General features: G+C 42.5%; 17 protein-coding genes and 2 pseudogenes. 5 read left to right on the top strand and 14 right to left on the bottom strand.

What is annotated here, in order from left to right:
• Positions 1 to 237 precede the first annotated feature (237 nt).
• From ACED53_RS11135 to ACED53_RS11070, 14 genes and pseudogenes are all read right to left on the bottom strand, one after another.
• A complete protein-coding gene (locus ACED53_RS11135) occupies positions 238 to 1,662 on the bottom strand; it encodes an aspartate kinase (RefSeq protein WP_012600078.1) in 1,425 nt (474 codons plus the stop codon).
• Positions 1,663 to 1,741: 79 nt separating this feature from the next.
• Positions 1,742 to 2,128, bottom strand: a complete 387-nt coding sequence (locus ACED53_RS11130; RefSeq protein ID WP_009845969.1) for an ectoine synthase — start codon at positions 2,126 to 2,128, stop codon at positions 1,742 to 1,744.
• Between the two features lie 13 nt (positions 2,129 to 2,141).
• Positions 2,142 to 3,407, bottom strand: a pseudogene (gene ectB, locus ACED53_RS11125) (diaminobutyrate--2-oxoglutarate transaminase).
• 35 nt (positions 3,408 to 3,442) lie between these two features.
• Positions 3,443 to 3,976, bottom strand: a complete 534-nt coding sequence (gene ectA / locus ACED53_RS11120) for a diaminobutyrate acetyltransferase (RefSeq protein WP_012600076.1) — start codon at positions 3,974 to 3,976, stop codon at positions 3,443 to 3,445.
• Positions 3,977 to 4,440: 464 nt separating this feature from the next.
• On the bottom strand, positions 4,441 to 4,701 hold the full coding sequence (locus ACED53_RS11115; RefSeq protein ID WP_009845972.1) for a DUF5062 family protein: 261 nt from the start codon (positions 4,699 to 4,701) through the stop codon (positions 4,441 to 4,443).
• 232 nt (positions 4,702 to 4,933) lie between these two features.
• Positions 4,934 to 5,590 (bottom strand): Qnr family pentapeptide repeat protein, encoded by a 657-nt coding sequence (locus ACED53_RS11110; RefSeq protein WP_012600074.1) that lies wholly within the window; start codon positions 5,588 to 5,590, stop codon positions 4,934 to 4,936.
• A gap of 440 nt (positions 5,591 to 6,030) precedes the next feature.
• Positions 6,031 to 6,513: a MarR family winged helix-turn-helix transcriptional regulator gene (locus ACED53_RS11105; protein ID WP_009845974.1), complete on the bottom strand. Its 483-nt coding sequence runs from the start codon at positions 6,511 to 6,513 to the stop codon at positions 6,031 to 6,033.
• 362 nt (positions 6,514 to 6,875) lie between these two features.
• Positions 6,876 to 8,090 carry a choline ABC transporter ATP-binding protein gene (choV, locus tag ACED53_RS11100; protein WP_017100461.1) on the bottom strand — a complete coding sequence of 405 codons (1,215 nt, stop codon included), beginning with the start codon at positions 8,088 to 8,090 and terminating at the stop codon, positions 6,876 to 6,878.
• A gap of 2 nt (positions 8,091 to 8,092) precedes the next feature.
• Positions 8,093 to 8,935, bottom strand: coding sequence for a choline ABC transporter permease subunit (gene choW, locus ACED53_RS11095; RefSeq protein WP_009845976.1), 843 nt, complete (start codon positions 8,933 to 8,935; stop codon positions 8,093 to 8,095).
• Positions 8,936 to 9,041: 106 nt separating this feature from the next.
• The gene (locus ACED53_RS11090) at positions 9,042 to 10,013 is read right to left on the bottom strand and encodes a choline ABC transporter substrate-binding protein (protein WP_017100462.1); all 972 of its coding nucleotides are present in this window, start codon (positions 10,011 to 10,013) and stop codon (positions 9,042 to 9,044) included.
• Positions 10,014 to 10,170: 157 nt separating this feature from the next.
• The gene (gene betA / locus ACED53_RS11085; RefSeq protein ID WP_017100463.1) at positions 10,171 to 11,883 is read right to left on the bottom strand and encodes a choline dehydrogenase; all 1,713 of its coding nucleotides are present in this window, start codon (positions 11,881 to 11,883) and stop codon (positions 10,171 to 10,173) included.
• 72 nt (positions 11,884 to 11,955) lie between these two features.
• Positions 11,956 to 13,416 (bottom strand): betaine-aldehyde dehydrogenase, encoded by a 1,461-nt coding sequence (gene betB, locus ACED53_RS11080; protein WP_017100464.1) that lies wholly within the window; start codon positions 13,414 to 13,416, stop codon positions 11,956 to 11,958.
• 116 nt (positions 13,417 to 13,532) lie between these two features.
• Positions 13,533 to 14,135, bottom strand: a complete 603-nt coding sequence (betI, locus tag ACED53_RS11075; protein ID WP_017100465.1) for a transcriptional regulator BetI — start codon at positions 14,133 to 14,135, stop codon at positions 13,533 to 13,535.
• 425 nt (positions 14,136 to 14,560) lie between these two features.
• Positions 14,561 to 15,651: pseudogene (locus tag ACED53_RS11070) on the bottom strand (alpha/beta hydrolase).
• A gap of 277 nt (positions 15,652 to 15,928) precedes the next feature.
• On the opposite strand from ACED53_RS11070, the gene ACED53_RS11065 reads away from it, so the two are divergent.
• The 5 genes from ACED53_RS11065 (at position 15,929) to ACED53_RS11045 (ending at position 22,158) form a co-directional block, all read left to right on the top strand.
• Positions 15,929 to 18,124, top strand: a complete 2,196-nt coding sequence (locus ACED53_RS11065; RefSeq protein WP_017100466.1) for an EAL domain-containing protein — start codon at positions 15,929 to 15,931, stop codon at positions 18,122 to 18,124.
• Positions 18,125 to 18,483: 359 nt separating this feature from the next.
• Positions 18,484 to 19,188, top strand: coding sequence for a response regulator transcription factor (locus tag ACED53_RS11060; protein WP_009845984.1), 705 nt, complete (start codon positions 18,484 to 18,486; stop codon positions 19,186 to 19,188).
• A gap of 36 nt (positions 19,189 to 19,224) precedes the next feature.
• Positions 19,225 to 20,544: an ATP-binding protein gene (locus ACED53_RS11055; protein ID WP_017100467.1), complete on the top strand. Its 1,320-nt coding sequence runs from the start codon at positions 19,225 to 19,227 to the stop codon at positions 20,542 to 20,544.
• A gap of 123 nt (positions 20,545 to 20,667) precedes the next feature.
• Positions 20,668 to 20,964, top strand: coding sequence for a Bor family protein (locus tag ACED53_RS11050; protein ID WP_017097222.1), 297 nt, complete (start codon positions 20,668 to 20,670; stop codon positions 20,962 to 20,964).
• 618 nt (positions 20,965 to 21,582) lie between these two features.
• The gene (locus ACED53_RS11045; protein WP_371692819.1) at positions 21,583 to 22,158 is read left to right on the top strand and encodes a porin family protein; all 576 of its coding nucleotides are present in this window, start codon (positions 21,583 to 21,585) and stop codon (positions 22,156 to 22,158) included.
• Positions 22,159 to 22,320 lie beyond the last annotated feature (162 nt).

Here is a 22,320-nt window from a genome sequence, read left to right as displayed (position 1 = left end):
AACTGAAAAGGATGAGAGACAGTTTGAGTCACTTCATTCTTCCAGATAAAAGAAAGGACCGAACGTTTCCACGTTCAGTCCTCTTTGTCCCAGCCAAATATCCGTTCAGGTTCAAGCAATAATGCTTATCCGAACGGCATTAATCATAAAAATGGCCTTTACACAGAATTTTTTGCAGTCTCAACCCTACAGATCAAACGTTCAGTTAGTCGATGGGATGGGCTCACCGCTCTTTATTTAAGCAGCATTCACTGATGATGTGACCTTTTGCTTTTGTTCAAAAAACTCTTCATGTAATGCACAAATGGCCTCTTGATACTTATCGTCGCTCACAACAAATTGTACATTCACGTTTCTCATCGACGAATGTAACGCAATGGGCGTAACACTATTGCTCATCAAAGCCAATACGCCATTCGCTAGCGTTTTATTGGTGTCAATTTGAGAGCCGATCGCCGAAATGATAGCGACCATACGTCCCGAAATAGATGCTTTCGGATATCGCTTCTCTGCCTTATAAAACACCTTATTTAAACTTTCTGAACTGCCGCCTAGATAATACGTAATAGAGTTAGCATTCATCTCTTTTCCGATAAGGTTAACTCTCGCATCCGCGATAATTTCCATTAGTTCATAACTGACGTTATCAGCCTTACCGACCATCCCCTGATCAAATACATGCAATGCATATACTTTCTGCTTTCCGGCAATAATCTCGATCTGATTGGTGTCTGGGCGGTAATCTGAAGAAATCAGTGTACCTTCATGCTCTGGCTCAAAAGTGTTCTTTATTTGTAGTTCGATTCCACTCTCGCGCAACCCTGCTGCGGCATTAGAATGAATAGCTTCCATACCAAGGTTTGCTAACTGATCGGCAACATCATAATTAGTCGCTCCAATTGGTTTAACTGAGCTAACCCCAACGACTTTTGGATCGGCCGAACTAAAGTGATACTCCTTATGAATAATAGCCAGTGATGCCTTAGTCATAGTCGCGATACGGCTAAACGTCATCTCACTGTAACCACGATCATAAGTATGCATCAAACCTTCTTTACAATAGGCATAACCCGTCACTATAGGTAGCTCTTCAGCCACATTTATGTCTGAAAAAGCGTCTCTGATGGTATCGTCCAAACTCTGAGGAGTCTTGTTATCCCAACCAGAAAGGTCAACAAAGGTTGAATTAATACCAATATTTTTCAATTTAAGAGCCGTATTGTACGCACTATGTGACTCGCCAATTGAAGAGAGAAACTCGCGGATCTGAGGCAAGTAATGCCTCAATGAAAACTGACCGTATTGACACGTTTCAAGGATATTTGTAATACAGTTCTTCGCTTCTGAAATACGCGACCGGATGAACTTATCAGCACGCGCACGATTCATAGGATCTGCAAAAATATGCTCGTTGATCAACAACATACGGCTTTCAATGTAAGATAACGCTTCTTCCCAAGAATCATCACGCATTGCGATCAATTGATAAACACCTGGCTTGCCTGTTTTTTTGCACTCCAAAAGTGCATCTGTCATCCCGCTATAAGCTGACACAACAAAAATTCGATTGTACGGATTTTTCGGGCGGAGAATAATATTGTCGAGCACAGCATCAAATGCTGTCATGGATGTACCGCCGATTTTTTCTACGGTAAATGTCATAAAAGACCTTAGTTATAGAGAAGCAATAAAGACTAGATAAATGGAAATTGGGGTGAGATTTCACCCCAGAAAAAGTCGGTTAATCAACCAGAGGATAAACGCCGTTTTCATCGTGAACTTCAGCGCCAGTAATTGGCGGATTGAATACACACGCCATAACCATTTCTTTGTTTTTATACGCACGTAAATAGTGTTCATCGTGCTTATCAAGGATATAAAGTGTCCCAGGTTTGATGGGATAAGTCTCACCACCAACCACTTCAATTTCGCCTTCACCACTCATGCAATATACTGATTCTAAATGGTTTTGGTAATGAATATGTGTTTCCGTCGCTTCATAAATTGTCGTGATATGAAATGAAAAACCCATGTTGTCATCTTTCAACAACATGCGAGTACTTTCCCAATTATCCGAAACAATACGTCTTTCGCTATTGCGACATTCATCAAGTGTTCTAACAATCATTTTACTGTCCCTATTACGATACTTTCTTGAAATACTTAGTTGCTACAATTTCTACTGAATCTTCGAAGATGGTTAAACCTTGCATCAGTTCCGATTCAGATATCGTCAGTGGGCAAAAGAACTTCACTATTTCATCGTTAGGGCCAGCTGTTTCAATGACCATACCGTTTTCAAAACACGTTTTGGCAATTTCGTCAGCCGTGTTTCCATCTTTACATTCAATGCCAATCATCATTCCACGTCCCTTGCGTTGAACGAACAGCTCTGGGAAACGCTTGATATTGCGTTGAATGACATCATCAACCATGCTTGAGCTACGTTGAATATGATTTTCAAAATCATCATTTGACCAATACATTTCTAACGCTTTCGTAGCGGTAACGAACGCATGGTTATTACCACGGAAGGTGCCGTTGTGTTCTCCCGGCTGCCATTTGTCTAATTCAGGCTTTAATCAAACGACGGCCATCGGTAAGCCATAACCACTTATCGACTTAGACAGAGTGACTATATCTGGCTTGATACCTGAAGGTTCAAAGCTAAAGAACGTACCCGTTCGACCACAACCCGCTTGGATATCATCGACAATGACTAAGATATCGTGAGCTTTACAAATTTTACTCAAACGCTGTAACCACTCATTTGAAGCGACATTCAATCCACCTTCACCTTGAACCGTTTCCAATAAGACGGCTGCTGGCTTATCCATACCGGCAGAATTATCAGCTAACATCGTTTCGAACAATTTTAATCCATCAATGCCAGCGTAACCCTCAAATGGCAAACGCGTAACGTTGTTAAGGTTTGAGCCCGCGCCTTGTCTATGATGTTGGTTACCCGTAGCAGCCAGTGCACCTGCAGTACAACCATGAAAACCATTGGTAAACGCTACAATGCTACTTCGGCCTTTCACTTTTTTAGCCAATTTAATCGCGGCTTCAACGGCATTGGTTCCTGTTGGGCCAGTAAATTGAACTTTATAATTGAGATCTCTTGGTTCTAGAATTAAGCGAGTAAGTGCTTCTAAGAATTCAGCTTTGGCTTCTGAATGCATATCTAAGCCGTGCGTAATCCCGTCCATTTCAATGTAATCAAGCAAGGCTTGCTTAAGTATTGGATTGTTGTGACCGTAATTGAGAGATCCTGCTCCAGCAAGAAAATCGATGTAACGATCACCTTGTTTTGTTTCAAGCCAGCAACCTTTTGATTTACTAAAAGTAACTGGAAAACTATTCGAGTATGAACGTACGTTAGATTCCTGCTTTTTAAAAATATCCATGATAATGCCGTTATTTAATTCCTATAAGTGTTTGATTATTTAAGGAGGATTCGATAGAGGTATTCGGTATCGTGCTGCCCGTTAAAGTGAAGATTTTCATCTAAGAAAGTAGTCACTTTCCCGGTGTTACCGTTTTTTTCGTCCAGCTTTTTGAACAATGCCCAAGACGCTTGGTTTGATTTAGTGATAGTCGTTTCTATCGCTTCAATGCTCTTTAGGCCCTCTCGTTTAAGTAAGGTGTTCAGCATCTTGTAGGCTAAAGCATTGCCTCTAAACTTAGGCGCCACCGCCACTTGCCAAATAAAGAGAACATTGGGCTCACTGGGTTTTTGGTAACTAGAAATAAAGCCAGCAAGGTCACCTTCATGCTCCACTAAAATACAAGTTTTACTAAAGTGAGTAGACTGCAAGAAATTGCAATATGAAGAGTTAGTATCTAATGGGGGGCACTCTGAAATTAATTGATAAATGTTGTTGCCATCCGAAACTTCTGGCTCACGAAAATTCCATTTTTCAATCATCTTTTCTACAACCTCTGGATACAATATCCAAGGCGCTGACGTAATCATACCGAGACATTTCCTTTGAACTCTAATTAAATTCCTTTTAATTATGAGCATTTCCCATACACAAAGATCAACACATTAGCGCTAAAAATCAAATTTTAGCAACACAGATCACACTTGCGTAAGTATTATATGTATTAAATAATACTTTGAGTTCTAATGTATTTATTGGGTCGGTATAAATTTGAGAGTCTTGAAGGGAATAGACGAAAGGAAATCGTTAGTGCAATTCATAAAATACAGCGTTCAAGTGCCTGAGTAGGAAGGATAGGAATCAGCAAAAATATCGACGACTCCAATACTGAATAAGGTAAACAGTGACGCTCTAAAAAGAGATGGCTTAGGCTCTAATATTGAAACGCAGATACCTAAAACAAAAAAACCTAGCGTGAGATAGCTAGGTTTTTCAAGTAAACATAAATTGGCAATCAAAAGAAACAAATTCGAATCACTGAGTTAATCGCGAATTACTTCAGGGGATCATTATCAGGCAGAGCCTTGTGGATCCATAGTGCTAAACGCTTCTTAATATTCGCGCCATCAAGCTTACTTTCAGGTAAAGGCGTGATCTGATTAACTCCAACAAGAAACAAGTACACAGCCTTAACTTTTATAGGTTGAGATGAGTGTGGCAAATCAAAGCCTTGTAACTTTGCCATTTTAGAACCGACTTCCAGAGCTTTCTTGAGCAATTTATCTTCATTAATGATCTTCGCGGTTTTCGACATATCATCTCCATCATCTTAATCGAATGAACACTGAGTATATCAAACCGAAAGACTCACAAGATTACTTCGCTCTCAGTTTGAGGAGTCGCTTTGATAAATTGCAGGTTACGGACTCCAAATACGGAAAAGCCCAAAGTTGTTAGCTTTGGGCTTTTCTTCTAACTGCTGTGGTTAATTACGACAGAGTGATACGACAACCGAGTTTTACAGCGTGATATGCAAAATTGGAAAATCAATCAGGCATCACAACAATACCCATGGTTTCAAGCAACTGCTCTTGTTGCCAAGCGACAATCTTAATCCCTGTCGTATCCACTTTGCGAGGGTCTAACCCTTCTAATTCCGCATGACACAAGTTAGCCCCTTGCATACTGAATTGCCCCCATACATCTTCGGAGAACACGCCTCGGCTGAGATCAGACTCTTTCAGTGACGCACCGCCAAGGTAAGTCCCTATCCAGCGGTTTTCAAACAACTCACACTTTTCCAAGCAGGCCTGCTCCAAGTTGGCGTATGACAGGTTACAGCCCGTAATATACGCAGAGCAAAAGTACATCCTATTACTTACTTGATTGGCAAAGTTAGCACGAGTAAAATTCGCTCCTTTTAAGTCGCATTCACGCAGCTCAATCCCATAGCAATTCGCATTACTAAAGTTCGCCATCGCCAACTGGCAATTCTGGAAACTTGCGTCTCGTAAATCGGCAATATCAAAGTGGCATCCCTCAATATCGCCTTGTTCAATAAACTTACAGTTAATAAACGTTGCATCACGTAAGTTCGAACGTCTGAAATCACAACGGATAAACGTACAGGCCGTAAATGTAAGCTCTGATAGATCTTGCTGAGCAAAACTGTGCTGATGATAAGTACTGTTATTGGTGTCCATTTAGCCCCCTAAAGAAATCAAGCTAAGACTACCATTGTGATCTTAAGAAAACATCAAATTAAAAACCAACAAAAACAGCAACTTAAAACACCCTAGTTTGGCCATTTTAAGGTACCAAACGAGCCATTTAAGGTTGTTGTTTTCGTTTTATGGCATGCGCTTATCTTGAAAAAAGTTTTGTCGTTTAGAAGTGGGGAGATTAGACACAACGAGAAGATCATCATATGTCAGCACAAACTTGATACAATAGCCTATATAGATACCTTCGCTTGATACTTAGTCTTTCAAAACCTTAGCTTATATCGATAGGCTACAACTAAAAGATGATTTTTATTAGTAAAGTCAGAAAAATTGGGAGGCCAAGATCAAAAAATGGCCGCTTGATGCGACCATTTTATAACTCTTTAAACTTTTTCTTAGCTAGACAATTTAAAACTACGTTAGCTCTTGACTACGTTTGCAATGCCTTCAAGCTGTAGAACTGGGGCTGCGTCGATGTCTTCGGCGTTCATCATTGCAGACACACGTTGCATCGAAGAAAGCAGTAGGCTTTGCTCCCATGCTTCTAAATTTTGGAATTTTTTAACGAAGTTATCTTGTAGCGGTGGTGGCGCATTGTTAAGTAGCTCTTGACCTTTTTCAGTCAGATTTGCGTGTACTTTTCGGCGATCTGACGAGCTGCGAACACGTTGTACATAGCCGTTCAATTCCAAGCGATCGATGATCGTCGTTGTCGTCGCTTGACTCACATTAGTTTGATTAGACAATTCTTTGATCGTCACATTACCCATCTCTTGGATTGCGCGCATTAAAATCAATTGAGGGCCCGTCAAACCATACTCTTTACTCAGCTTTTTCGAGTGTAAATCGATAGCGCGAATAATTTGGCGAATAGCGACCAAGATTTCGTCATGTTTATCCAAGATGCAGACCTTTGTACTAATATACTGTGAGTGACTTTACAGTGCCGTGGCGATGAGATTTCCAAACTGAACAGCTTAGGATCGCTCGAATTACACTGTAAATTGATAATTTACTTCATTGATTTTTCCGCATTGTACTGATGTTAATACTATTCTCAATCTTTTCTATACCACTAAACTTGCGTGGTACGGCACTTTTGCCTAATGAAGGGGGAATCAAAGCTTCAATGAAGACAAAAATAATGAGTCAGAGAATACAAACTCAAAGAATAATATATTTTAATAATCATAGAGGTAGAGAGATTTAACCCTCTCCACCCAATAAAAAACCAGCCCCAATAGCTAAGCTGAAAAACGAAATTTTACGCGGCTGTATTCATCTGAAAGTTACCAGTAAGTGCATTATAAAATTCACTGTTATCCAAAATACCGACCAGTTTATTGTCTTCCACCAGCAAAATCGGGTGATTACTTAGCTGTTTCAGTTTAATCGCATCGCGCATGCCGATCTCTGGGCTTGCCACTACAACACTCGATGCGCTGATTGCCGTCAAATCGTCAGATTCGTTCCACTCAACAAGCGCTAAAGTCGATTCACCTTTTACAGACAAAGTACCTTCACTCTGCTCGATCCATAAGTCTTTAGAGTCACAGATCTTCCAACTTTCATCTTCTTGTTTCAAAGAATCCAGTGGCTGCATCAACGAACGACCTTTCAGTACGTTCAACGGGTTAGTGTGTGCGACAAAATCTTTCACATATTCCGTTTTTGGCGTGAGTACGATCTCTTCAGGCTTACCATGTTGAATCAATTTACCTGACTCCATGATCGCAATGTTATTACCAATCTTCAGCGCTTCGTCTAAATCATGACTCACGAACAGAATCGTTTTGTTAAGCTTGTTTTGCAATAGAATTAGCTCATCTTGCAACTGCGCACGAATCAGCGGATCCAGCGCTGAAAACGGTTCATCCATAAGAAGAATGTCGGTATCCATCGCAAAGGCACGCGCTAGACCAACACGCTGCTGCATACCGCCAGAAAGCTCATGCGGATACTTGGTTTCCCACTCTGCCAAACCCACCATTTCAAGTTGTTCACGCGCTTTAGCACGACGAACATCTTTGGCTACGCCTTGCATTTCTAGACCAAACGCCACGTTATCTAACACGTTTAACCAAGGCATTAGGGCAAACTTTTGGAACACCATAGAGACGCGGTGAGTACGAAGATGACGTAAGGTCGCTTCGTCGCAGTGTTCACCTAAATCAACCAGCTTGTCTCCATCTTTGATCGCCAATGAGCCACGGCTGATCTCATTCAAGCCGTTTACTGCGCGAAGCAAAGAAGATTTACCAGAACCAGACAAACCCATCAGCACACAAATCTCGCCTTCTTCAACGGTCAGCGACACATTATCTACGCCAACCACTTGGCCAGTCTCATCAATGATCTCTTGACGAGTTTTACCTTGATCGAGCAGCTCAAGCGCTTGCTTCGGCTTATCACCAAACACAACATCGAGATTCTTAATGGTAATCGCGTCCATTGTCTTTTTTTCCTGAGAGTTAGACATGATTAAGCTTCCTTCTGGTTTGGTGTTTTGCATAAGCGATCAAGAATGATAGCGACTAATACAATCGCCAACCCGGCTTCAAAACCTTGTGAGATGTTCACTGTGTTCAATGCGCGAACAACAGGTTTACCAAGCCCGTCAGCACCGACAAGAGCGGCGATAACCACCATCGAAAGCGACAACATAATACATTGAGTTACACCCGCCATAATGCTTGGTAAGGCAGCCGGTAATTCCACTTTCATCAGCAATTTCATGCGGCTTGCACCAAACGCTTTACCCGCTTCAATCAACTCTTCAGGCACTTTGGTGACGCCTAAATAGGTCAAACGAATTGGCGCGGCAATGGCGAAGATAATGGTCGAGATTAAGCCAGGAACGATGCCCAAGCCGAATAAAACCAAAGTCGGAATCAGATACACAAACGTCGGAACCGTCTGCATTAAATCAAGAATGGGTCTAAGCACCGTATACAACCAAGGGCGATGCGCGGCCATAATGCCAACTGGAACGCCAATTAATACGGAAATCGTTGTCGCTGCAAACACGAGGACAAAGGTTTCCAGCATTTCTTGCCAGTAGCCAAGGTTTAAAATAGTCAGCAAAGCTGCAACCACGAAAATCACAAGCGAGGGTTTACGGTGTAAATACCATGCAATCGCCGCAGTCATCACGATTGGTAAAGCCGGTGGCATCCACTTAAATACATCGACTAAAAACATAATGACGGTTTCTAGAAAAATCGAAATAGCGTCAAAGAATCCTGCTGCATTGATTGTTAGCCAATCAACACCCGCTTCCATCCATTGACCAACAGGGATTTTGTTTTCCGTAATAAAATTCACAATATTGCCTTTTATTATGGGTGGGCTACTTCAAACCAATCGACAATTGGTCAGCCCACCTTTTTTATTTATAGAGCTTTGATAAATAGATCGATAGGTAGGTAAACTAAGCTTTAACTTGTTTTAGGTATTCAGTAACCGCTTGAGTCGCTGATTCACCTTTATGCGTTTTTACGTTGTCTAACCAAGCTTCAACTTGTTGAGGGTTATTGTTCAACCATTGTTGAGCCGCTTTCTCAGGCTTCACTTTTTGGTTAAGAATCTCTTCCATCAACTGGTTTTCCATCTCTAGAGTGAACTCTAGGTTTTGCAGAAGTTGGCCGACGTTTGCACACTCAGACACGTAGTTTGAACGAACATTGGTGTAAACATTTGCTCCGCCGTAGTTCGGGCCGAAGAAGTCGTCACCACCTGATAGGTATTCCATCTCAACGTTGCTGTTCATTGGGTGCGGTGCCCAGCCTAGATAAACGATCCACTGGCTACGACGAGCAGCGCGAGATACTTGCGATACCATGCCCGCTTCACTTGATTCAACTAAGCTGAAATCTTTCAAGCCAAACGCGTCTGAGTCAATCATTGACTGGATTAGACGGTTGCCATCGTTGCCCGGCTCAATACCGTAGATGCGGTCTTTAAATTTGTCGGCATGTTTTGCTAGGTCGGCGAAGCTTTTCACGCCAGAGTCGTACACGTATTTTGGTACGGCTAGTGTGTATTTTGCCCCTTCAAGGTTGGCACGCACGGTCTCAACCGTTCCCGCTTCGCGGTACTTAGCGATGTCGCCTTCCATAGTTGGCATCCAGTTACCTAGGAATACGTCAATATCGCCGTTCGCCATTGAAGAGTAAGTAACCGGTACTGAAAGTAGGTCAGTTTTGGTTTTGTAGCCTAGGCCTTTCAGTAGCTCAGAAGTAACAGCCGTTGTTGCGGTAATGTCTGTCCAACCAACATCAGCGAAGCGTACGTTTTCACATTGTTGTGGTTCAACAGAAGCGTTAGCACCAAATGCAAATGAGCTGATGGCTAGTGCTGTTAACGTTTTTGTCGTCACGTTCTGAATATTTAGAGTCGTCATAATGGTCCCTTTTTATCTTTCCTTTTGCTGCTCGATATCAACGCCGATAGAGAGCAGTTCTTCTGACTTTTGACTAATTAGTTTTGTTATTTTTTGCTTGTTACTTGTTGTTTTTATTCTTTACTACTTTTGCTATTTTTTACCCAAGAACAGAAGCTTACGCTTCTCTTACTGGCTTATTGATTCTTTGCTTTTCTTCCCATTCCGGTGCTATCCATACCGGAACGTTTTGCTCATTTAGAACGGGCTTGCCCAGAATCAGGTCAGATGCGCGCTCAGCCACCATGATGGTGGGCGCGTTCAAGTTTCCGTTTGGAATAGTTGGGAATACAGACGAATCAACAACACGCAGATTATCAATGCCGCGAACACGACACTCTTCATCAAGCACCGCCATTGGGTCGTTATCAGCGCCCATTTTGCAGCCACAAGAAGGGTGATAAGCACTTTCAACATTCTGCTTAACCCATTCGTCAATTGCTTCATCGGAGGTAATGCTTAGACCCGGCTGAATCTCTTCACCACGGTAAACATCCATCGCAGGTTGCGACAAAATCTCACGGGTTAAGCGAATACAATCACGCCAATCTTGGCGGTCTTGTTCGGTTGAGATGTAGTTGAAAATGATCTCTGGCTTGGCATGCGGATCAGCAGAGGTGATCGCAACCGTACCGCGACTCTCTGGCTTGTTAGGTCCAACGTGTACTTGGAAACCGTGACCATCAAAGGCCGCTTGTCCGTCGTAACGCATCGCTGCTGGCAGAAAGTGATATTGAATATTCGGCCACTTCAATCCTTTGCGAGAACGAATGAACGCGCACGATTCAAAGTGATTAGTGGCACCCAAACCTTTGCGAGTCAAAATCCACTCTGCGCCAATCATGCCCTTGCTGACTAAGCCCAGCTTGCTGTTGAGCGTGATGGGTTCGTTACAGTGATATTGGAAGTACACTTCTAAGTGATCTTGTAGGTTTTCACCGACACCTCGGAGTTCGTACTTCAGCTCAACACCTGCCTTCTCAAGTACCGCTTTCGGGCCGATACCAGACAGTTGCAGCAGTTGAACAGAGCCAATAGAACCCGCAGATGAGATCACTTCTTTGTTCGCCACAGCCACTTGGGTATTGCCTGACTTTTCAAACTCGACACCAACGGCTTTCAAGCCGGATTGGCCTGTTGAGTCTTGTGTCTCAAGTAAGAAACGACGTGCCACGATGCCTTTTTTCAAGGTGAGGTTTGAACGCTTCAATGCACGACGTAGATAAGCGTTAGAGGTTGAGGCTCTAACACCCTTGTCTACCGTCATGTGCATGGTGCCGAAGCCTTCTTGCTGGTAGCCGTTATAATCTTGAGTTTCTGGGTAACCGGCATCTTTACCTGCATCGATGAATGCTTGGTAAAGTGGGTTGAGCGCCATATCGTTGCCGTTACAAGTGCCGACAGGGCCATTGTCGCCACGATATTCGTCACCACCTTTATTCCATGATTCAGCACGGCGGAAATAAGGCAAGCAAGCTTGGTAATTCCAACCGGCTGCGCCCTCTTCTTCCCATTGGTCAAAGTCACAAGCGTGGCCACGAACGTAAACCATGCCGTTGATCGATGAGCTGCCACCTAACACCTTGCCACGTGGACAATGCAGTTCACGTCCATCAAGGCCCGGTTCTTGTTGGGTCTCAAATTGCCAAGCGTACTTTTCAGTATTCATCGGGTAAGAAAGCGCAGTCGGCATTTGGATAAAAATACTCTTATCCGTACCACCCGCTTCCAATAATAAAACGCTATGTTCACCGCTTTCCGTTAGCCTATCCGCTAACACACAGCCGGCCGAACCCGCGCCGACGATAATATAATCGTAGCGTTGTTCCATGTTTTGATTTCCCTGAGATGAGTCAGTAGGGCTCGCTCTGTTAAGCTAACCCATAAAATTGAGTGTTACGCGTTAGGCATAAGGGCTGGCGTAGTCGCCAAGTTCAATAAGAATGCTCTTAGTCTGCGTATAGTGGAGTAGAGTCTCTGGCCCGTTTTCACGGCCAACCCCTGAAAGTTTGTAGCCACCAACAGGCATTTCTGCAGGTGAGTCCCCCCATGTATTAACCCAACAAATACCCGCCTGCATTTGATGAATAACACGGTGAGCGCGAGAAAGGTTTTGCGTGAACACGCCAGCCGCAAGACCATATTTGGTTTCATTAGCGCGACGAATCACATCGTCTTCGTCCGTAAACTTCAACACTGACATTACAGGGCCGAAGATCTCTTGCTGAACGTGAGGCATGTCGTCATGGCAATCTGTGAATACCGTAGGAATAACAAAGTTGCCGTTTGCTAAGCCGTTGTCCGTCACTTGATAACCGCCAGTCAGCAGAGTTGCACCCGACTGTTTAGCCAGCTCAATTGCTTCAAGGACTTTTGAAAGGTGTTCTTTAGAAATCAACGCGCCGATCTGAGTCTCCATGTCCATTGGGTTACCAATGATGAGCTTTTCAGTGCGTGTTTTAAGTTGGTCGATGAAATCGTTATAGATATTTTCATGAACGTAAACGCGAGTACCGTTAGTGCACACTTCGCCTTGGGTGTAAAAGTTAGCGACCATTGAAGCCGACACCGCATCGTCCAATTTCGCATCATCAAAGATGATCATTGGTGATTTACCGCCGAGCTCCATCGTTACAGACTTGAGTGTTTTAGCACTGTCTGACATTACCGCTTTGCCTGTACCAGTTTCGCCTGTGAACGACACTTTAGCGATGTCTGGGTGCGCCGTGAGCATTTGGCCGACACGGTAATCGCCCTGAACTACGTTAAACACGCCATCAGGAAGGCCAGCTTCTGTGAAGATTTCAGCAAGCTTAAGTGCCGTTAGCGGCGTTTCTTCTGAAGGCTTGAAAATCATCGCGTTACCCGCAGCGAGTGCTGGAGCCGATTTCCACATTGCGATTTGGATAGGGTAGTTCCACGCGCCAATGCCCGCACAGATACCTAGCGGTTCACGGCGTGTGTAGAAAAATTGAGATTCACTAAGAGGTTGTTGATCGCCTTGCAGCGTAGGTGCTAGCCCTGCGAAATACTCAATAACGTCAGCGCCAGAAGCCACATCGACTTCGATCGCTTCTTGTAACGGCTTGCCCGTATCGACAACCTCAAGGTTCGCAAGGTCATTATTTCGAGCTCTAAGTATCTCTACCGCCTTTAAAAGAATACGACTGCGTTCTACGGCTGTCATTGCTGACCATACCGCAAATCCGCGCTTCGCCGATTCAATCGCATTTTCAACGTCAGCTGAAGAAGCTTGGCCAAGCGTTGCGATAGGTTCGCCGTTTGCAGGGTTAATGCTGACGAAAGTTTCGCCTGAGGTAGCGTCAACCGCTTTACCATCGATGTATAACGAGTTCATTTCCATTTGATCTTCTGACTTAATTATTGTTGTTAGACTCTATCGGTCTATGTATTTGTGAATGCATATCGTTGTTGAGAGCGAGCCTTTTGAGCTCACTCACTAGAATTTTTGATGAATCATTAATCACGCTGACACGAGTAAAACGTAAGCTGCTTGTCTAAGTAGTCATTGATGATTGCACGAGCTTTATCAGCGTTAATGCCTTCAGGATTGAGCGTCCCTCTCAGCCAGATGCCATCAATTAATGATGCGATGCCGTGTGCGACCAATTCTGCTTGATCAGGTTGAAAAATTGATTTTAATTCAATAAGTAAGTGAGAAATTAAACGCTTTTCATTCACGCGCTGAAGACGCTTGAGTTGAGCGTCATGCATCGAATAAGACCAGAATGCGAGCCATGTTTTCGACACTTTATTTTCCGCTTGATAGCCTTCGAAATTACCGTTGATGATAGCGTTGATCCTTTGCTGGTGAGCATCAGCAGGGAGCGCTTTTAATTCTGTTGTTACGGTATTCGAAAGTTGACGCAGTATTTCTCGCATGGTCTCTTCAAGCAGGCCATGTTTCCCACCAAAATAGTGATTAATGATGCCAGTGGAGACTCCCGCCTCTTTGCTGATCAGAGCAATACTCGCAGCATGTAAACCCACTCGATCAATCACGGTAATGGTGGCTTGAACAAGCTGTGGTTTACGTATATCAGGCATCCCTACCTTGGGCATTTCTTAGTCCTTTTATTTTTCATTGAACGTTCAATTAATTATAAAATGCCAGAAAAGTAGTTAGGGTTCAAATTATTATTTAAAACAAACCCGTAACAATACATCATTCAAAGTACAACAAATCATTTTAAAACAATCAGTTAAATATCATTCAGGGCACTAATGAAATCAATTAAAGATTTGAGGTGTGATAGTTACGGGTCAAAAGTTTTTGCTTAGAAAGAGCAAAAAATAAATCAGTAGGAATCCGTGTAGACACTTTTTTGGGGGAAGTTGAAAGGTAGTATCAATAAGTCTTAATACTGAAATTTAAGACAAGGAAATCTGCACTCAACAAAGTAACGAATCAAGACATGAACAAAAAAGGCCGATAATGACAGAGCCATCATCAACCTTTGCGGAGTCGTTATTGCTACTTTCTTTGACTACTCAATACGTGTAATGAAACCGTACTTATCAGAGTCTGCTTTAGTCATCCAGTGCTCACCAGCAGCAGGTGCAGAATCTAAAGTGAAGATATAGAAATCGATCCCTTTCTCTCCCATCACCTTTTGAAAATAGGTCGCTTGCTGACGATGGCTCTCATTGGCGTATGGGAATTCTTTGGCCGTTTTATTCCCTTCAGCCCAACTATGCACACCCACCTGCTTATTCAGTTCAATGGCCTTGGTAGTATCAGCGCGTTGCAAAATACGTGGGTTGCCAGCAGCGAATAGATCCGTACCACCCGAAAAAACCGAACCCGTTGGAGTCACAACCGTCGTCATCTTGTTGTTATTGATCATACGCCCGGTGTACATGTTGATTTCGTCATCAGCACTGCCGCCAATATGATTGGTAAACTTCAACGTCATCTCACTGCCTCGGTATAACTTCACGATATCAAAAAGCTGAGAATAAGTTGATGCGCCGAGAGTGGAAGTAATGCGCTCAACAGCGCCTGTCTCGTTAAGCACATCGCGGTAAAAAGCGTTGAAGGCAAACGATGTGGTAATGGTGACTTTATTACCATTTTTGGTTTTACTCAGAATCGTCGAACCTAGGCTCGTTACGTATTGCGACAACTCGTTTTGGTATTCAAGGTTAACGGAGACTTTTTTATCCTTCGTCATTGCTTTTATTGACGTAGTATCACTAGAAGTAAAGCGTTGTGCTGCATCACAATCAAATAGATCCAAGCCCTTGCTCTCTGTATAAATACCACAACTATCAAACCCAGCTTCAGGAAAGTACAGATCAACACTTTGACCTAAGCCATCCAAAAGCCTAATCACTTTTTGCTTATCACTAATGTCTTCAGCAAACTGAATTTTTTCATACAAAATACCATCGTAAGAGAGCTTCATAGCCTCTTCTTGGAGCTCTTGCCTCTCTTGATACAATTCACCAAGTTTACGTAGTCAGCCTTAGGTTTCTTTTGCGAAATGGTGGTTGATTGTCCCGCGTTTGAACTTGAATTACAGCCAGCCAAAAGAGCCAAAGGTAACGCTAGCCACGTATTTCGATAGTATTTCATACCATTATTCCCCAAAATTTTGATTGGATAAATTCTATTGGCTAACAATTAAATTATCTGTCGTAACTATGTAATGGAATGTATTTCATCTATATCCTCGCCCCCTTCCTTGCTAAAAACACTCGCCTCAGAGTGCAAACCAACTCATAAGACCAGTTACACGAGCTTACATTCAGCCACTCTAAAATTATATATAATGCTAACAAATCATCAACAAGCCACATGGAAAGCCACTTCAGTAGTGTCAGGCAATTAAAAATATCAATAAAGGTAGACAATGAAGCGTTCACTATCTTGGACCATTATTTATCCAATCATAGGAATAGCACTTGCTTGTATTTTACTATTCTCTTTAATATCGACCGTTATCCTTGAAGATTTCGTTCAAAAAGTGTCGGTTGAAAATGCAAAGAACTATGTGACTACATTTCATAGTATTCGTAACTATTACTCATCAAATGTCGTACAGAAAGTTGTTGATAGTAAAGAACTCGTGGCAACAGCCCAGCACCAATCCTTAGAGAACAGTATTCCGGTTCCTGCTACCTTTTTAATCGAAATGCTTGATAAATCTGATAAAGATCTCACCATCACCACCTCGTTTACCAGCCCTTATCCTTTTAAAAACCGTCAAGGTAGGCTTTTTGACGAATTTCAACAACGGGCGTGGGTAGCGATTAACGAGAAACCAGATGAGTTCTACGTCGAGTTTGTACAAGAGCAAGACAGAACCCGAGTACGCGTCGCTCGGGCAGACCGCCTCTATGACCAAACTTGTGTAAACTGCCACAATAGCCACCCCGACTCTCCTAAACACGATTGGGAACTCAACGATGTACGAGGGATTCTCGAGGTAAATACAGTTGTAGATGAATGGCTAAAATATGGAAAGATGATCAATCAATCTTTGATGTCTATTAGCATAATCAGCTTTATGACGGTGATGTTTATTAACTTTGCCATCGCTCGTCGAGTATCGACTCCATTAAAAAACATCACTCGCTCTCTTAGTTTATTGGCACAAGGTAAAGAAGAAAGTGCATCTTTACCACCAGCAAAATATTACGAGATAACGGAACTACAAAGTGCTTTTTCTAGCCTTTATGATAAAGAGCAGCAACGTAGAGCATTAACAAAAGAAATCGAAACACTGGCTTACTATGATTCGCTCACTAAGTTGCCGAACCGTCTTGGGTTTTTGCGATCGCTTGATGAGTTGCTCAATAAACACAGAGAAAAAAATGAACGCATCACCGTGTTAATCATTGATATTAAACGTTTTAGAGATATCAACAATACACTCGGCTATAAAGCCGGGGACACAATCTTGCTTCATCTAGCCAACCGCTTATCCGCATGCACAACCATGGTTGATTTTAACCTAGCTCGATTGGATGAAAATAAGTTCTGTATCGCAGTGCCTGCGAAAGAACACAATGGCGATCAAGGTTCGGATGCTTTTTTTGCTATGTTGATTGATGTGGTTTCAAATGAAATTATCATTGATGAGAACAAGATAAAACTAGTGGCTAACCTTGGTGCAACCTGCAGTTCAAATGGCGCACAAAGCAGTTCTGAAATGCTCATTCAAGCGAACATCGCTCTATATGTATCCAAGGAAAAAGGCGATGACATTACGGTTAAGCATAAACCTGAACTGTCAAATGCTGCGTTGCGACGTATAACGTTAATCAAAGAGATAAACAATGCGATTGAAAACAGAGAATTTATTCCTTATTACCAACCTCAATTTTGCTTAAAGACCAATCGTATCATTGGTGCCGAAGCGCTCATGCGTTGGAAAAAGCCAAATGGAGACCTCGTAAGGCCTGACCTTTTTATAGAACTGGCAGAGCAATCCCATTTAATCATTCCAATGGGTGCTCATGTTTTCGAACAAGCTACCACTGATTGCCAACAGTGGCAGAATCATAAAGCGCTTGCTGGTGTAAAGGTTGCCGTTAATATTTCGAGTATTCAGTTTTCCGAACAGAACATTTTAGATCTGACACAACTAACCTTAGAAAAGACAGGCCTTTCTCCGAGTTTATTGGAATTAGAAGTAACAGAAAGTGCCATGTTGGGTGATGTGTCGAAGGTCGTGGCTGTATTGAATGATTTAAAGAAGTTAAACATTGAAATAGCGTTAGATGATTTCGGTACTGGTTATTCATCTCTTAGCTATTTGAAGCTACTCCCTATAGATCGACTGAAAATAGATCGAGAGTTTGTAAAGGACTTACTTAACAACACCGATGACCAAGCTATCTTGAGCATGATTTGTAAGCTAGCAACCGAACTCTCACTCAATGTACTTGCTGAAGGCATTGAAGAAAAAGAGCAACTTGAATTTTTAGGCCACGCAGGGTGTCACGAAGTACAAGGCTTCTATTTCGCAAAACCAATGCCACTAGACGATTTTGTTCTGTTTGCCAAAAATCATAACTCGGAACTCATAAATACGCATGCTTAGGTTCAAACCGTAGGCCTTAATTTTTGACTTAAAATCCAATTAAGTTCCAACCAGCCATGAAACCTCTTTAAAAAGATGCTTCATGGCTGCCTCTTCTGTTATTAAACTAAAAACTCGACATTAAGAGCTCTCATTTCCGGCCTTCTTCGCCAACAGACTAAAACACCACTTTTAACCTGCTGAAAAACCCTGCAAAAATTACAAATCGACATTGAACTAGCATGGAAAGTGTTTAATCATTCACATCAGGAATTTCTTCGTGACGCATTTGTGATGAATATGCAACAGTAGGAGCTGCCAAAATTAAACGCACTCACGTAATTTCAATAAATTAAACGCACAACAAGGCTGATAACGGAATGACAAAACCTAAAATGATCATCGTTGAAGACGATTTAAAACTTCAGCAAATGCTAAAGGATTACTTTGTAGCACAAGACTTTGAGGTCACCGCGTTAGACGATGGCAGTGATGCTGTGCAAACCATCCTTGACGATCAACCTGATATCGTGTTGTTGGATTTAATGCTTCCTGTAACCGATGGGCTGACAATTTGCCGACAGACTCGTACGCTTTTTAAGGGTAAAATTTTAATGCTCACCGCCAGCGATGATGATTTTGATCACGTTGCAGGTTTAGAGACAGGTGCTGATGACTATGTCACCAAGCCAATCAAACCAAGAGTTCTACTGGCAAGGGTCCGCTCGCTATTACGCCGTCAAGAAACCAATACACCTCTGGTTGATGATTCAAGTAGCCTTCAGTTTGGTCAACTTACGCTGAAAAACACCTATAAAAAGTGCGAGCTTTCAGATGTAGTTTTATCACTGACAGACAGTGAATTTGACCTACTTTGGCTGTTAGCATCCAACCCTGATACTCCACTGTCACGTGATTATTTAACTCAAACGCTGCGTGGGATCGAGTACGACGGGATCGACCGGACGATTGACAACAAAGTAGTACGTTTGCGAAAAATACTTGGTGACGACAAAGCACCAGCAGAGAAAATTCAAACCATTCGCGGAAAAGGTTACTTATTTGTTTCGACCGCCTGGCATTAACCGCGCTCAGTACGGGCGCAATGAAAGAGAGCGATTATGCGACGTATCTATTTGGAGTCCCTACTAGGGCTGTTAACTTGCTTTATTGTTGGTCTTCTCGCCTACGAAATTTGTGTCTATCAGCTCAATACCGACTATGAATATATATTGCAAGATTACGAAGCAACGGCCCACCAACAGCTCCTAGAAAACATAGCGAATAATCAGGGCCTCGAAGCCGCTCATCAAGCCATAAATCAGTTTGTTGACACCTCCCGCTATACCCTCGTCACATTCAAATCGAATGATGAAGTACCGACTCCAGTTTCTGAGTTCTTTACTGCTAACCCCAACGTATTTATTTTTCACGACGACTATCGGGAGTTATGGTTTCGCTTAGCTAACAGTAAAAACATCTATCATTACCTGCCCAACGACGACACGCTCGTTCGACAAAAAATAGAGCTCGAAGATGACCTCATTTGGGTATTCTTTATCGCGAGCTTCATCGTATATGGCCTGGGTCATCTGTTGATTATTTTCCGCAGAGTTAAGAAGCTTGAAAATGCCACATTACGCTTCTCTGAAGGCGACCTCTCTTCGCGAGCTGAAACATCAGGCGGCAGTGCAATTGGAACTCTGAATAAATCCTTTAATCTGATGGCCGACCGAATCCATAGCTTAATCGAGAGTAATCGTTCACTTACCAATGCGGTAGCTCATGAACTGCGAACTCCAATATTCAGAATTCAATGGCAGGCTGAAATGCTCAAAGACACGCTACTCAACAAAGAACAGCAAGATACTATCGAGAGCATTGTTGAAGACACAGAAGAGATGGAAAAAATGGTCGATGAGCTACTATATTACGCAAAACTCGACAGTTGTGATCTAGATAACTTACTACAGCCATTAGAGATAAGAGACTTTCTCGATCACGCAATGAGCCGTTGGAACAAAGAGACTGAGTTTAGTATTGATCTATCACTACCAGAACAACCTAATTTGATATTAGCGGATGATACGCTGCTCAATCGCGCGTTAGATAACCTAGTACGTAACGCGATGAAATTCGCACGCTCACAAATTTCGATAGAAGCAAGCGTGCACCACGATATGCTACAAATCGCCGTGCATGACGACGGTGACGGCGTAGCAAAAGAGCACCGTTCTCGCCTATTCGAACCTTTTTATGTTGGAGATAAAGCGCGTAACAAAGCCAAGAGTGGCCATGGTCTAGGGCTTTCTATCGTCAAGAAGATCTGTGTTCAACACGGTGCAACAGTGCAAGTTGCACAAAGCAACACTTTAAAGGGCGCCGTATTCACTATAGCCTTTCCACTGTGTAACGATTCGACTGACAAACCCATACAGTAACGACCAATCATCTCTGGAATAATGTTCAACATCAACCGAAGGGGGCTAGATATCCCCCTTCAAAACCAACAACACTCGTTCACCCTTACTAACGTGAGCTGAATTTTATCTCTGGAGAAACACATGAAAAAATTAATGATCATCGCGGCACTATCGCTAGTAGCAACAGGTTGCGCTCAACAAACTTTCGTAATGGCCCCTCAAGAGAGCGAAGCAACAGCACCAACAACTGAAAAGTCACACCACTTTTTCATCAACGGTCTAGCGCAGAAAAAGCAAATTGATGCAGCTAAAGTATGTAACGGTATCGACAACGTTGCCAAAGTTGAAGTTCAAGAGACATTCGTGAATGGTTTACTAGCAGCCGTGACTTTTGGTATTTATACACCACGAGAAGCACGCGTTTACTGCAAAGCTTAACTCGTCGTTATTTGTCCACGAACCAACTGACGACACCAAAAGTTTGGTCTTGGAAGCTTCTACCTGACATTCAATACTTTCGCTGGTGCTCAAGGACTGAGCATAGAATACCATCATATTGACTGTAAATACGGGGGCTGGTGCTAACATCTCCCCGTTTATTCCTCCTAAAATGCAAACATGCAATATCTCATCCCACTCAAAGCCTCATCCAAGTCCACAACCACCAAACCTGTGTTTGCTCGGTTTAACATCCAACTCTCCTTGTCATGATTAGAATCAGCGTACTGCTTTGCTTTCAACAAACACCGAAATAAATACTACAATAGAACAAACACAATGTTTATTATGCTTTATTTTTCAATTAGTTAGACAAACCTGACATCACTCCAACCTTAAAAAACATCGTTTTATTTAGCAAATTTAACCTTTTGTCAATATGTGAATTTTATTTATAAAGAATATAACCAACAAATATGACCTTACCTCTTGATAAATCAAGGGCTACAGATAGTCACTTTATCAATGAAAAAATAGGTTTCATTTGTGAGGGTTTTATAAATCATTCGTCAGCGATACCGTGACTTACATCACAGGATGAGTAAACAAGGTATTATCATGAAAAAATCAGTATTAGCACTCGGCTTAATCGGTTTAGTTTCACTTCCAACTTTTGCAGCAAGCACAGATGGTGGCGCGTATGTAGGTGGTGGACTTAGTGTCTACCAAGATTCTGACACAGACGGTCACGGTAGCTTAGATTCAGATGGCATGGGCTACAACCTATACGGCGGCTACCAATTCAACCGTATCGTAGGTGTTGAACTTGGCTACACAGATTACGCAAACTACAAAAATAGCGCTGAAAAGCTGTCTCCGACGTCTGTTTCTTTGTCAGCAAATCTTGGTTACACATTCGACAACACAATCCGCCCATTCGTATTGGCTGGTTTAAGCTCTGTTGACCTAAACGCAAATAAGAGTGCTGGTTACGCTGATGACAGCGGTACGGGTTTCCACTTTGGTGTAGGTGTTGAATACACGCCAATCGAACACCTAACGCTACGCTTAATCTCGCAAGCGGATGCAGTAAGCGTAGACGACACGGTCCAATTTAAGAACTCTCAGATATCAGCTGGTGACCACACGCTTGCCTTCAACAGCATTAGCTTCGGTGGTTCATACAACTTCTAATGTGATTGAACCACATAGAATAAGCTGAACATACTAATTCACTTTGCTGTTCCACCTTGTCATGAAGGTCACTCAGTAAAGTGAATTTTTTGTATCTACACACCTTAGCGTCATTTCACTTTAGCCAGTTTATCGCTCAGCGCCTTCTATTTGAGCTTTATG

This window comes from Vibrio sp. 1F169, assembly GCF_041439605.1.
Classification (GTDB): domain Bacteria; phylum Pseudomonadota; class Gammaproteobacteria; order Enterobacterales; family Vibrionaceae; genus Vibrio; species Vibrio tasmaniensis_A.
This window is presented reverse-complemented; position numbering and strand designations above follow the sequence as displayed.

Coding starts and splice junctions, on each gene's coding strand:
- ACED53_RS11135 (WP_012600078.1), bottom strand. CDS start 1,662: ATGACATTTACCGTAGAAAAAATCGGCGGTACATCCATGACAGCATTT.
- ACED53_RS11130 (WP_009845969.1), bottom strand. CDS start 2,128: ATGATTGTTAGAACACTTGATGAATGTCGCAATAGCGAAAGACGTATT.
- ectA (WP_012600076.1), bottom strand. CDS start 3,976: ATGATTACGTCAGCGCCTTGGATATTGTATCCAGAGGTTGTAGAAAAG.
- ACED53_RS11115 (WP_009845972.1), bottom strand. CDS start 4,701: ATGTCGAAAACCGCGAAGATCATTAATGAAGATAAATTGCTCAAGAAA.
- ACED53_RS11110 (WP_012600074.1), bottom strand. CDS start 5,590: ATGGACACCAATAACAGTACTTATCATCAGCACAGTTTTGCTCAGCAA.
- choV (WP_017100461.1), bottom strand. CDS start 8,090: ATGTCTAACTCTCAGGAAAAAAAGACAATGGACGCGATTACCATTAAG.
- ACED53_RS11090 (WP_017100462.1), bottom strand. CDS start 10,013: ATGACGACTCTAAATATTCAGAACGTGACGACAAAAACGTTAACAGCA.
- betA (WP_017100463.1), bottom strand. CDS start 11,883: ATGGAACAACGCTACGATTATATTATCGTCGGCGCGGGTTCGGCCGGC.
- betB (WP_017100464.1), bottom strand. CDS start 13,416: ATGGAAATGAACTCGTTATACATCGATGGTAAAGCGGTTGACGCTACC.
- betI (WP_017100465.1), bottom strand. CDS start 14,135: ATGCCCAAGGTAGGGATGCCTGATATACGTAAACCACAGCTTGTTCAA.
- ACED53_RS11065 (WP_017100466.1), top strand. CDS start 15,929: ATGAAGCGTTCACTATCTTGGACCATTATTTATCCAATCATAGGAATA.
- ACED53_RS11060 (WP_009845984.1), top strand. CDS start 18,484: ATGACAAAACCTAAAATGATCATCGTTGAAGACGATTTAAAACTTCAG.
- ACED53_RS11055 (WP_017100467.1), top strand. CDS start 19,225: ATGCGACGTATCTATTTGGAGTCCCTACTAGGGCTGTTAACTTGCTTT.
- ACED53_RS11050 (WP_017097222.1), top strand. CDS start 20,668: ATGAAAAAATTAATGATCATCGCGGCACTATCGCTAGTAGCAACAGGT.
- ACED53_RS11045 (WP_371692819.1), top strand. CDS start 21,583: ATGAAAAAATCAGTATTAGCACTCGGCTTAATCGGTTTAGTTTCACTT.